This is a genomic window from Streptomyces sp. NPDC021096, from assembly GCF_040641275.1.
Lineage (GTDB): Bacteria > Actinomycetota > Actinomycetes > Streptomycetales > Streptomycetaceae > Streptomyces.
This window is the reverse complement of sequence record NZ_JBFADG010000001.1, coordinates 395621-407802: the sequence shown is the minus strand read 5'-3', so window position 1 is coordinate 407802 and position 12182 is coordinate 395621. Positions and strand designations below refer to the sequence as shown.

At 76.3% G+C, this 12182-nt stretch carries 8 protein-coding genes; 1 reads left to right on the top strand and 7 read right to left on the bottom strand.

Annotation, left to right across the window (positions count from 1 at the left end; all coding sequences use genetic code 11):
- Positions 1-3: 3 nt before the first annotated feature.
- The 7 genes from fxsT to AB0G59_RS01865 all read right to left on the bottom strand — a co-directional run bounded on the left by fxsT (position 4) and on the right by AB0G59_RS01865 (position 11824).
- Positions 4-3021: an FxSxx-COOH system tetratricopeptide repeat protein gene (fxsT, locus tag AB0G59_RS01895; RefSeq protein ID WP_360906939.1), complete on the bottom strand. Its 3018-nt coding sequence runs from the start codon at positions 3019-3021 to the stop codon at positions 4-6.
- A 59-nt stretch (positions 3022-3080) separates the two neighbouring features.
- Positions 3081-4556 (bottom strand): HEXXH motif-containing putative peptide modification protein, encoded by a 1476-nt coding sequence (locus tag AB0G59_RS01890; RefSeq protein ID WP_360906937.1) that lies wholly within the window; start codon positions 4554-4556, stop codon positions 3081-3083.
- A complete protein-coding gene (locus AB0G59_RS01885; protein ID WP_360906935.1) occupies positions 4553-4861 on the bottom strand; it encodes a hypothetical protein in 309 nt (102 codons plus the stop codon). The genes AB0G59_RS01890 and AB0G59_RS01885 overlap by 4 nt, the downstream gene beginning before the upstream one ends.
- A gap of 110 nt (positions 4862-4971) precedes the next feature.
- Positions 4972-8079: an SAV_2336 N-terminal domain-related protein gene (locus AB0G59_RS01880; RefSeq protein ID WP_360906933.1), complete on the bottom strand. Its 3108-nt coding sequence runs from the start codon at positions 8077-8079 to the stop codon at positions 4972-4974.
- A gap of 6 nt (positions 8080-8085) precedes the next feature.
- On the bottom strand, positions 8086-9090 hold the full coding sequence (locus AB0G59_RS01875; protein WP_360906931.1) for a MoxR family ATPase: 1005 nt from the start codon (positions 9088-9090) through the stop codon (positions 8086-8088).
- A gap of 164 nt (positions 9091-9254) precedes the next feature.
- Positions 9255-11438 (bottom strand): trypsin-like peptidase domain-containing protein, encoded by a 2184-nt coding sequence (locus AB0G59_RS01870; protein WP_360906929.1) that lies wholly within the window; start codon positions 11436-11438, stop codon positions 9255-9257.
- Complete coding sequence (locus AB0G59_RS01865) at positions 11435-11824, bottom strand: CU044_2847 family protein (protein WP_360906927.1); 390 nt, start codon at positions 11822-11824, stop codon at positions 11435-11437. Before AB0G59_RS01865 ends, AB0G59_RS01870 begins: the two co-directional genes overlap by 4 nt.
- Positions 11825-11971: 147 nt before the next feature.
- Here AB0G59_RS01865 and AB0G59_RS01860 point away from each other — a divergent pair, with 147 nt between their 5' ends.
- Positions 11972-12154 (top strand): DUF6104 family protein, encoded by a 183-nt coding sequence (locus tag AB0G59_RS01860; protein WP_360906925.1) that lies wholly within the window; start codon positions 11972-11974, stop codon positions 12152-12154.
- The last annotated feature ends 28 nt before the right edge of the window (positions 12155-12182 follow it).

The window sequence follows — 12182 nt, the reverse complement described above, 5'->3', positions numbered from 1 at the left end:
ACCTCACCCCAAATACGGCTCGAAGTCCCAGTAAGGCCGCACCCGTTGCCGCGCCGACAGCGTGTGCGGGTGCTGCGCCCCCAGTGTCCGGGTCAGGCGTTGGAGGGCGTCTTCCTCGACCTTGCCGGCTTCCTCGTGTTCGCGCAGGCCGCGGAGGTCCATGGCGAGGGCGACCTCGCAGGAGAGGGTCAGGGGGTGGTCCGGGCCCAGGGAGTGGCGGGCTCGGCGGAGGGTGTCGCGGCTGAGTTCCTGGGCGCTGTCGAGGCGGCCGGTGAAGTTGCGGCCGCCGGCGGTGTTGAGGGCGCAGCCCAGGACCCAGGGGTGGTCGGGGCCGAGGGTGGCGGAGAGACCCGCGAGGGCGGCTTCGAACATGGTCAGGGCCTCGCCGCGATCGCCGGCCGCCTGCAGGATGAGGCCGGTGTTGGAGAGCATGCCGGTGCTGATGGGGTGGGCGGGGCCGAGGAGTTCGCGGAAGCCGTGCTCGCCCTCGGCGTTGAGGTCCCTGGCCTGCTGCAGATCGCCGTGTTCGCGGGCGTAGTTGCCGTAGTCGACGAGGAGGCCGAGGGTGGCGTAGTGCCCGCGGCCGTGCACCTGCTCGGTCTGTTCGAGCAGGCTGGCCATGGCGCCGCCCACGTCCTGCGGGGAGCCGGCGCGCCGCTCGCACAGGACGAGGTTGTGCCGGGCCCGCAGGGTCTGCGGGTGCTGGGGGCCCAGGGTCTGGATGTGCAGCCGCATGCCGAGCTCCTGGCGGGCCAGCGCGTCGCGGTAGCGGCCCATCAGCCGTAGGTCGCGGGCACAGGCGATGCCGGAGACGAGGGTGGCGGCGTGCCGGGCGCGCAGCAGGGACTCGCGCTTGCGCAGCGTCTCCAGGTCGATGTCGTAGGCCTCGGTGTAGCGGCCGAGCAGCCGCAGCCCCGCGCCGAGGTTGTGCTGGGCGAGCAGGGTCAGGTAGTCGTCGGGGCCGAAGAGTTCGAGGGCGGTCTCCAGGACCTCGCGCTGGGTCTGCAGGGCCTCGGCGTACTGGCCGAGGTAGCGCTGGTCGGCGGCGAGGCAGCTGGTGGCGGTCATCAGGCCGGCGCCGTCGTGGCCCGGGGTCGCGCGCAGCCGTTCCAGCATCTCGCGGTCGAGTTCGTAGGCGGCGCGGAAGGCGCCGTTGGCGCGCAGGATGTTGCCCTGCTGGGTGCTGAGCTCGACCATGCGCGGGTGCTCCGGCGGGCAGAGCTCCGACCAGTGCTCGCGCACCTGCTCGGCCAGCTCGACGCCGGTGCGGAACTCGCCGCTGCGGTAGCAGTAGCGCAGCAGGTTCAGCACGGTCTCCTGGACGCGTTCGTTGCGGCTGGTCAGGGCGCCGGCGGGCTCGAGATGGGGCAGCAGCTCGGCGTAGCGGGGCCACAGCCGGGAGTCCTGGGCGTTGCCGGGGTCGGCCGCGGCGAGGGTGCGGCGGACGACCTGGCGGTGCAGCTTGCGGTCCTCGGGCGGGGTGAGGCGGGCGACGATGTCGTGGACGATGCGGTGCATGTGCACCGATTCCTGCTCCGGGCCCGGTTCCTCGCCGGCGAGGGCGCTGCGGGTGTCCCGGGTGAGGACGGAGTAGTTGACGAGCGTGTCCAGGGCCCGGGTCCAGCCGGTGAGGTCGCTGGTGAGCCAGGCGAGACCCTCGGGCAGTTCGGCGGGCCGCAGGTGGCGGACGAGGCCGATGGGGATGCGGCCGGGGGCGAAGGCGGCGCACAGCGAGAGCAGCTCGACCGCGTGCGGCTGGGAGTCGCGGAGCCGGTTGATCAGTATCGACCAGGAGGTGAGGGAGGAGCGCGGGACGCCGTCGAAGCCACCCTGGTCCGCCAGTTCGGAGAGTTCGCCGTCGCGGACCATGCGCAGGTAGTCGGGGACGGCCATGTCCGACTCGCCGAGCCAGGCGGCGGCCTGGACGAGGGCGAGCGGGATGTCGCCGAGCTCGGCGGCGACCTCGTCGGCCTGGGCGGCGGTGATGCGGGGCGCGCGGCGCATGAGGTAGCCGGTGCTCTCGTGGCGTTCGAACCCGGGGATCTCGACCAGGTTCGTCCGGTTCTCGCTCCAGCTGCGGTTGCGGGAGGTGATCAGGACGTGGCCGGGGCCCTCGGGGAGCAGGTCCCCGGCGGTGTCGATGTCGTCCCAGCCGTCGAAGATGAGCAGCCAGCGGCCGTACGGGTCGCCGCGGCGCAGCGCCTCCTGGACGGCACGGATGCGTTCGCCGGGTTCGGAGCCTGCGGCCAGGCCCAGTTCGGGGGCGAGTTCGCCCAGGCGTTCGCGCAGGGTGCCTCGGGTGTCGGAGTTGACCCACCACACGACGTCGTAGTCGGAGCTGAAGCGGTGGGCGTACTCGGCGGCCATCTGGGTCTTGCCGATGCCGGCCATACCCACGAGGGTGACGACGGCCGTGCCCTGGTCGGCGTCCATCAGCCGCTGCTGGAGCCGGTTGAGGAGGTCGTCGCGGCCGGTGAAGCGGACGTTGCGGCGGGGCACCTCGCCCCAGACGGCCGGGGGGTCGTTGGGGTAGCGGGAGCCGGGTCCGGCGGGCAGCGGGCGGCGGGCGGGGGCGGGCGGCAGGCCCAGCCGGCTCAGCAGGCGGCGCTCGGCCTCCTGGGCGCCCACGCTCCACAGGTCGACGGGCTCGAGGACGGTCGTGGCGGGCAGCAGGGCGCGGTTGGTGAGGTTGACGGCGGCGAACCGCTCGGAGTTGGCGTGGACGATGCCGCGCAGGGCCTCGTTCCACTCGGCCTCGGGGCGGGGGCCGAGCTGGAAGAACCAGTCGCTGAGGACCAGCAGTATCCGGCCGGAGGCCAGCAGGAGGTCGCCCAGGGCGCTCTCCAGGGGCACTTCGCGGGGCGGGTCCCAGCGATGGAGGGTCACGCGGTGGCCGTGGCTCTCCAGCCGGTGGGCGATCCAGGTGGCCCAGGGCCGGTGGAAGCCGGCGAAGACGACGACGAAGTGCTCGCTGTCCCGCCCTTGCGCGCCGGTGCCGGCCGTCTGCCGCTGCGTGGCCATCCGCACGTCTCCCTTGTTCCTTCGCACCGCGCCGGCCGGGAGCCAGCGCGGAGGCAAGATTACCGTACGTCACCAAATGGTGACATAGCGCCAAATGCTGTGGCGCGCTCGCCGGCCGCCCGCGTCAGGGCCGCGAGGTGCCGGTCCATGCCGGTCGCGAACTGCCGCCCGGCCTCCGTCAGTTCAGCCGATTCAAGCAGGAGGGGGAGGGCTTCCGCGACCTGCCGGAGGTAGGAATCGCGGCGCGTGCGGGCGCCACGCCGGGCGCCGGGCGCGAGGGGGGCCCGAAGCGCGGCGCGGGTCCAGAAGTCGGCCAGGGCCAGGTGGGCGTACGTGCCCTGGAGGACGCCGGCGAAGGGGCGCGGGTCGGGGCGCCATGCCACGCGGTAGACCTCGCGCGGCCCGGCCTCGTGCAGCGGCAGGAGGTCGTGGAGGACGGACAGCTTGCTGTGCTGGGTCTCGTGGACGAGGACCTCGGCGAGGTCGGCCGCCGAGTCCGGGAGGGTGGCGAACACCGCGCCGGGCGCCGCCCGGAACGTGGCGCTCACCTTCGGGCCGCCCCGCCCGTGGGGGGCCGGGCGGGCGAGCGGCACCACACAGCGCAGCAGCCCCGTCACCTCCGCGGCCCGGGCCCGGTCGGTGGCCCGCAGCAGGGCGAGCGCCACCCTCCAGCGCCGGGTCCAGGGCTCGCCGGCGGTCCGGTCGGGGCCGGCGGCGAGCAGGGCGGCGCTGCCGACGCCTTCGGCCGGGGCCCGGTAGGGGTCGAGGTCGTCGAGGAACGCGCCGCTGCCGGGCAGCCGCGCGAGGCCCCGCCAGCCGGTGCCGGCGCCGGACGTCCGGCCCGGCAGCCGCAGCAGTACGGGTCCGGCGCGGCCCCCGGCCGTGAGGTGGGCGGTGCGGCCGTGGGCGGTCAGCCGCAGGGTGGGGGCGCCGCTCTCCACGAGCCCGGTGCCGGGCAGGGCGAGCCGGCCGCCGGGGGCCGGCAGGTCCAGGGTGAAGCGCTCGCCCGCCTGCAGGGCGGCGGCCGCGGCGACGGACCCGAAGTACGCGAGGCAGTGGGCGAGGGAGTCCCCGTCGGGGGCGGTCAGGGTACGGGTCAGCCACGTGCCCACCGACGGGTACCCGAGCGTGTCGCGCACCGCGCGCGGGTCGCGGGCCTCGGCGCGCTCCAGCAACCGCCAATGCGCCTCGAAGCGTTCGAGGACCGCTCCCGGCACGGCGCCGGGACGCCGTTCGAGCCGCGTCAGCAGGGACTTGAGCAGCACCAGCCGCCGGCTGTGGGCGCCGTCGAGGAGGAGACGGAGATCCCCGGGCCCGGACCGCGTCCGCGCCAGCCGGGCGAGCGCGGCGGGGCCCGGGTGCCGCGGCGACAGGGGGTCGGGGGCTCCGCCGTGCCGGGCCCCCGCCGGGGCGCCCGGGCCTGCGGCGGGGCCGGACCTCTGCCACGGGACGGCGGTGCGGTGCGGCGGTACGGGGACCTCCTCGTCCCGGGCCCCGGCCGGGGCCGCTCGGCTGCTTCCGTCGTCCCCCGTCACGGCCCGGCGTCCGCCCCGCGGCGGGACGGCGGTGGTGCGCTTCGGCGCCCCGTGGGCCCCGGCACCGGGCCCGGGCGGTCGCTCGCTTCCGGCGTCGCGTGCCACAGGCCGGCCTCGGTGCTGTCGGAGTACCAGGTCTCCCCGAATTCGGCCGGGAACGACAGGGCGCGCTCCACCGCGGCCGCCAGGTGCGGGTCTCTGTCCGTCCGCAGGGACCGCAGCCCCGTGCCCGTGAGGTCGGGCAGGGACGGCACCTCCGCGGAGCCGTTCCGTTCGGCCGTAGCGGCGTACTTGTGCTCAGGCACCTCTCGCTCCTCCCTGCCGCCGTCCGCCGGGAGCGGCCCCCCGCGGCTGCACGGTTCTTCCCATGGCCCGTAAGCCGGAAACACGTTCGGATCAGGACCGGACATCCGGCTCAGTCGTCGGCCAGGCGGGCCACGCTCTCCCGGGTCGCCGCGACCTCCGCCCAGGGGACGGGGGCCAGCCGGGCCGTCAGGTCGCGCCAGTGGCGCTGCGCGTCGCGGTAGGCGGCGAGGGCGGCGCGGCGCAGGCCCATGCGTTCCATGACGTCGGCGTAGCGGTGCAGGGCGCGGGCCGCGGTGACCGAGCCGGGGCCGTCGGGCGTGGGCAGGCGGGCGGCCTGTTTGGCCGCCGTGTCGAAGGCCGCGGCGGCGTCGGCGAGGGGGGCGGTGCCCTGGTGCTCGCTCAGCGCGAGCCGGGCGATGCCCAGCTCCAGCCATGCCTCGGCGCTGTCGGCGCCGTCCGGGGCGTGGCGGGCCGCCTGTTCCAGCAGATGGCAGCTCTCGTAGAGGTCGGGCGGGAAGCCCTGCCGTGCGAACCGCAGCACCAGGGCGCGGCCGAGCAGGAGCTGGGTCCGCGTCCGCAGCGGCGACCTGCCGGGGCTCACCGCGAACGCCTCGCGCAGCACCGCCTCGGCACGGGCGACGGCGTCGGGGGCCGGTGGCCCGTCGGCTTCCTGGGCGTGGCGCAGCAGCGACTCGCCCCATTCCAGGAGCAGTTCGCACCGCAGGACGCTGTCGCGGCCGGCCAGGGACACCGCCGCGGCGTAGGCGTCGTCCGTCTCCGGCCGGCTCCCGGCCGTCGCGTGGGCGCGGGCCTGTTCGATGCGGCAGTACAGCTCCTGGGCGTCGTCTACGGCGGCCGCCCGGGCGCGGTCCAGGACGGCGAGGGCCTCGGCGGCGGGCGCTCCGCAGTGGCGCAGCGCCCGGGCGAGGTCGAGGAGGGCGGCGCAGCGCTGGATGTCGGGTGCCTCGGCGGCCTCCAGCAGCTCGCAGGCGGCGCGCAGTTCGGCGGCGGCCTCGGCGGCCCGGGACGTGGCGCCGGGGCCGGGGCCGGTGCGGGCCAGGGCGAGCAGGGTCCGGCCCAGGCGCAGATGGCGCGCCGGGGTGCCGGGCGGCAGGGCGCGCAGGGTCCGTTCGGCGGCGAGCAGCTCGTCGCGGTCGCCGTCGGCGAGCCAGCGGTCGTGGTGGGCGGCGGCCAGTTCCAGGGCCGCGGCGGTGTGCCGGCCGGTGCCGGGCTCGGTGTGGTCGTGGGCCTCGGTGAGCAGGGCGACGGCCTCCGTGAGAATCGCGTGCCGCTGGGCGGGGTCGTGGCGTACGGACTCGGTGCCGGCGAGGGCGCGCAGCACTTCGCCGAGGACGAGGCGGGCCCGTATCCCCTCGCCGGCGCCGCCCTCGGTGGGCGGGGCGGTGGCGGCGGGTGCGGCGTGGGCGCGGGCCTCGTGGAGCAGGGTGGGGTCGGCCTGGACGTGCCACAGGCGCAGCAGCCGCTCGGCCTCGCCCACGGGGCCGCTCTCGACGGGTACGGGCTGGTACCAGCGGACCACGCGGGCGGGTACCTCGGCGAACAGCTCCGGCTCGGCCGGTGCTGCGGGCTCCGTGCGGACGCGGGCGTCCGCTCCGGCGGCGTCGTCCCGCGGGGGCCGGCCGGAGAGCTGGGCGGCGGCGAGGGCGGAGAAGTTGCGGGCGCTCTTGCCGAAGTGGCGTTCGACGTAGTCCGAGCAGTGTTTGAGCACGAGGGCGGCGGCGCTCTGGTCGAGCGACTGCAGCAGCATCTCCCGTACGCCGTCGGCGAATTCGTACCCCTGTCCGCCCCCGGGTCCGGGGCCCGCGCCGGGCAGCCGCCACAGCAGCCCGCTCAGCAGCACCTCGGCCAGTTCCATGGGGCCGGTGTCCGGCAGCATCGCCCGTTGGACGATCTGCATGACCGGCAGGGTCAGGGGGACGGCCGCCAGGTGCACGGCCAGGCGCAGCGCGCCCGGCGAGGCGGCCGCGCGGAAGGACCTGAGCAGGTCGTCGGCGCCGCGTGCGGCGCGCTCGCCGGGCGCGGGGGCGGGCCGGGCGGGGTGGTGGGGCAGTACCCAGCCGGCGGCGCCGTGCACCGCGGTGCGGCCGGGGCCGGACAGCAGCCGGGCCCAGGCGCCCAGCGCGTCGCGGGTGGGCAGCAGGACCGGTACGGGCAGGGCGCCGCGGCCGGGCGGGGGTCCGTAGCCCTCGGGGTCGAAGTGCAGCCTGCCGCCGGTGGCGGGGTCGCGGGCGAGCAGCCCGGCGTCGGCGGGCAGCGCGGTGCGCGGCCACAGGCGGGGCGGCAGGGGCTGGACGACCGCCAGCGGTGAGGTCAGCGCCCAGTGGTGGAGCAGGCGTTGGGCCCGGCCCTCCTGCCACAGGGCGCCCACGCAGTCGCTGATCACCAGGGTGAGCCGGCGCCCGGTGGGGTCGCGGAACTGGTCGGCGGGGCGCGGCCGCAGATGGCGGGCCTCCCCGGGGGCCCCGGGCGCGGCGGTGGTGCCGACCAGCGGTGTGCCGTCGTCGCCCCGGTGGAGGTAGCGCACCTGGACGTCGCGGAAGACGCCCAGCTGGGCGCAGGTCTGGCGCAGTTCCTCCAGCATCCGCTCCCAGACGGCCATGGAGGGGGCCGTGTCCATCAGCAGCTGCATGGAGACCGCCCGCCGGGTCTCCGGGCGGTGGACGGGCTGGAGTATGCCGGTGCGGGCGGCGCAGTCGGCGGTGGCGTCCTCGTCGAGGGGGCCCGGCGTGGGCGCGGCGAGCGAGCGGTAGCCGCGCAGGGGGCGCAGGGCACGCTGGAGGCCGAGCAGGCCGGGCAGGGACGAGGCCATGGGGACGCGGATCGGGAAGGCGTCCACGGGCGCGGCGGAACCGCCGCGCGGGACGTACACGGACACCGGGCCCGAGCGCTCGGCGCGGCGCCGCGCCGCACGCTCCGCGCGGTCCTCGCGGCGCCGGGCGTCCGGTGTGCCGGGGCGTCCGGGCCGCTCGCGCTCCCCGGGGTGCGGGGGGCCGGTGAGGTCTTCGGTGCGGCCGGCGGGCCCGGGGGGCTCACCGGCGCCGGCGTCCCCGGCCCGGGGCCGCCCCGCCGTCGTGCCGGTACCGACCCACTGGGCCAGCCAGAGGGCGTCGGCCAGCTCTTCGGCCGACAGCTCCCAGTCGGCGGCCCGCAGCCGGGCGACCAGTTCTCCCAGCCGCCGGCCGGGGGGCGCCGTCATCTCTCATCACCTCGGACGGTCCAGGGGCTGCATGAGCATGTCCGCGAGCCGGTCGCGCGTGACGCGCTCGGTGCGGGGCGCGTGCTGGGTGAGGAAGAGGGCGTTGAGCAACTGGTCGGCGGCGATCACCTCGCCCGGTTCCCGGTCGAGGAACCGCTGGATGAGGGCGTCCCCGTCGGTCACCGCGTCGTCCCCGAGGTGGGCCCTGACCATGGCCGTCAGCTGCTCCTCGCCGGGCGCCTCGAGGGTGAGCTGGATGCAGCGGCGCAGCAGGGCGGCGGGGAAGTCGCGCTCGCCGTTGGAGGTGAGCACGATGAGCGGGAAGGTGGTGCAGCGCACGCGGCCGCCGGTGACCGTGGCCCGCCCGCCGTCGTCGGTGAGGACGTCGACCTCCGGCTCGAGGTCGGCGATCCGCTCGAGCTCCGGGAGGCGGAACTCCCCTTCCTCCAGGACGTTGAGGAGGTCGTTGGGCAGGTCGAGATCGCCCTTGTCCAGCTCGTCGACGAGGAGCACGCGGGGCCGCGGGGCGGGTAACAGGGCCGTGCCGAGCGGCCCGAGCCGTAGGTAGGAGCCGATGGAGCGGCGCTGTCCGGCGGCACCGCCCGCCCGTTCGAGCTGGACGTCCTGGAGGCGGGCTATGGCGTCGTAGTGGTAGAGGCCGTCGTGGAGGGTGGAGCGGCTGACGATGGGCCAGCGCAGCACCCGGCCCAGCTGGAGTTCGTGGGCGACGGCGTGGGCCAGGGTGGACTTGCCGGTGCCGGGGTTCCCGGTGACCAGGAGGGGGCGGCGCAGATAGAGGGCGGCGTTGACCGCCTCCACCTCCTCGGGGCGGGGGTGGTGGTTCTCCACCAGGCGGCGCAGCACTCCGAGCCTGCGCGCGGCGCTGGGGTCGGTGCCCGCCCCGGCGTCGGGGCCCGAGGAGGCGAAGTCCCGCCAGGGCGGGGGCGGCGGCAGCCGGCGTACTCCGTCGTGCGGCAGGCCGGCTCCGCGGTAGATGCGCCAATCGTTCACACTGGGCTCCTTGTGGCTGGTGATGCCCCTGGGCCTGCCCTGCCGGGCTGTACCTTCGACCGCGGCCCCCGCGCCCCCGCTGCGGGTCCCCGGTCGAAGGTACCGGCCCGGCCGGTGCCCTGCCGACCCCTGCCGCACTCCCCCGTACGGCGGGTGACGTGCCGTCATGGCGGGCCGTCGGGGCGGGCGCCGGGGGCGTACAACGGCGTGTCGGGCAGCGGCGGATGGAACGGCGAGTCGAAGAGCAGGGCAATCGAGCGTGCCCACAGCGCTTCGGGGTCGGGGGCGTCGGGGTCCGCGCAGCGGATGCGGAGGTTGCGGATGCGCCGGTGGAGTCCCTCGGCGGTCTCCGCCTCGAACACAAGTCGGGAAACCTCCCGATGGAATTCGGCGCAATCCGCATGGCCGGTGGCGCATCTGCGCCAGATCACGACGGCGTGCCCGGCGGCGAGCGCCGCGTCCATGGCGGTGGCGCCCGCGCCCGCCGCCACCTCGCCGCAGTACACCGGTACGGCCGTATCGGGGGCGTCGGACAGCCGCCCGTACGCCGCGTGCCCGCTCTCGCGGCCCGGCCCGTCGTGCCCCTTCACCGGCGCCTCGCGCCGCAGCGGTACGGCGGTCAGCGGACCCCGGTTCGTACCGCCCCAGCGCCGGCGCCACTCCGGGATCGCGGGGCGGTCGCGGCGCCGGCGGTCCCGTACGACCACCACGCGGCGCTGTCCCAGGGGCATCGTGTGCGGGTCGAAGCCCTCGGCGGTGGCGCCGGGCGGAGTCAACTGCCAGGCGTCCAGCGGTTCGTCGAACAGCTCGCGCGGCAGCACCACGTGCAGGGCCGCCAGGTATTCGCCCGCGTCGCCCTGGAGCAGCGCCTCGGCGATCGGCTCGCGCAGCTTCTCGCGCAGCCGACTCCGGGGCACGCCGTCCTCGTCGGCGCGCAGCGGGGTGACGACGCCGTCCTCGAGCAGCAGCTTCACCCGCCAGCGGTAGAGGTCGCCGTACAGGGGCTGGTCGATCTCGACCAGCACGTCCGCGCGGGCCCGGGCCTGGGCCGCGGCGGCCGCGCCGGGTGCCAGGTCGCGGCGCTCGGGCTTGCGCAGCTCGACGGTGCCCGCCGGGGCGCTCCCGCGCGGCCCGTCCGCCCCGCCCGTCCCCTCCGCCTCGTTCGCCTCGTCCGCGCCGCCGTGCAGGATCTGGTGGATGTCCTCCCGTATGACGTCGGGCAGCGGCTCGGCCTGGCCCTCCAGCCAGGTGCCGAGCTCGCGCAGCGGCGCCAGGTCGCCTTCCCGGCCGAGCCGGCTCACGGCCGCCGCGACCCGTGCCGCGTAGAGCAGTACGGCCTCCAGCTCCAGGTCCCGGTCCGGACCCCCGTCCTTCGTCCGTCCCGCCCGGTCGCCGCCGTCGCGCAGGTCGTACAGCAGCCCCACGCCCTCCCGCCAGGTGCGCGGGTCGTGCTCGACGCCGGGCTGGTACGGGGCCTGGATCACCCGCCGCTTGGCCGCCTCGACCAGCAGCATCACCTCGCCGGGCGTCCCGGGCTGGGTCAGGTCGGCGAGCCGGGCGAAGAGGTGGGTGCGCAGGACGGGCGTGAAGCCGTCCGCCGGCGCCGGACGCAGCGCCTGCTGCAGGCCCGTCCAGCTGCCGCCGGTGCCGACGGTGCGGTAGCGGCGCAGGTGGTGGCGGTCGTGGGCGCGGATGATCGAGTGCAGCCGGTCGCGGCCGGGGCGTTCGTTGGCGATACGGCGCAGGGCGGTGATCGGCACGGCCAGGCCCGCGGTGCCCTGGCCGCGGGCCTTGCTGACCCCTATGACGGCGCCCCGTCCGGTGTCCACGACCGGTCCGCCCGAGCAGCCCTCGACCGGGATCTCGCCGCGCAGCAGCATCGCGGCGCCGTCCCTGCCGTCGCCGCCGTTGGCGGTGCCGAGGCCGAAGCGCAGGGCGAGCTCGCCGGTGTCCCGCGACCAGCCGTGCAGGCTGATCGGCGCGGGCACGATCGCCGAACGGTCGCTGAGCCACAGGCACTCGGCGTCGTCGGCCCCCGCCACCTCCACCAGCGCCAGGTCCGGCAGGCCCCAGGGCCGGGGCGGGCGGTCGGGGTCGTCCGGGAACGGCACGGCGAGCGCCACCCGGCCCTCGCTCGTACGGTCCCGGGCGTCGGTGATGTCGACGGCCGCAGCTCCGCGCAGCACGTCACCACCTCCGTTCCCCACGACGTGGGCGCAGGTCAGGACCCATCCGGGGGCGATGAAGAAGCCACTGCCCCAGAACCGGGCGCCGGTGCGGTCATACCCGCCGCCGGGTGCGGAGATGCGTACGACCGCACGGCGCACGGTTCCGTCCAGGGCGCTCAAGGAGCGCCGCCCCCGTCCCCGCGCGCGTCCGGGGTCCCGTCGCCGCGCTCGGTCCAGGTGAGCGTCACCTTGATCGAGGCCTTGCCGTCGCCGTCGGCGATGAGGCTGATGACCTGCCCGGCCCGGGCGGACAGCTCGATGCCGAACTCCACCGTGACCTCGTGCGGCCGGGCCGCGGCGAGTCCCATGCGCAGGGACCCCACGACGCCCCGGGCGACATCGGCGAGCCCTCCCGCCATGTCGGCCACGCGCCGCCCCGGGCTGGAGGCGCTCGAGTCTTCGTATCCGCTCCCCGAGGCTCCGCCCCGCAGCTCCTGCGGCTCCGTGACCCGCGCCCAGACGACCGTGCCGTCGTCGAGCCGGACCTGCGTGATCCCGTCAGCCACCCGCCACCCCCGTTACGCAGATGATGCAGCAGGCTAGTCCTCTGATCGCACCGGCGCGAGAGGTCCTGGCCAAGGCCGCCGGGCGTACGCCGCCTATCCTGGGCGGGACCGTCCACCCACCCCTGACCATCACCGACGGAGAACACGTTGTACTTCACCGACCGCGGCATCGAGGAGCTGGAGAACCGGCGGGGCGAGGAGGAGGTCACCCTCGGCTGGGTGGCCGAACAGCTGCGCACGTTCGTCGACCTCAACCCGGACTTCGAGGTCCCGGTCGAGCGCCTCGCGACGTGGCTGGCCCGCCTCGACGACGAGGACGACGACGAGTAGGCCCCGCGGTTCCGGGGCTCGGCCCCGG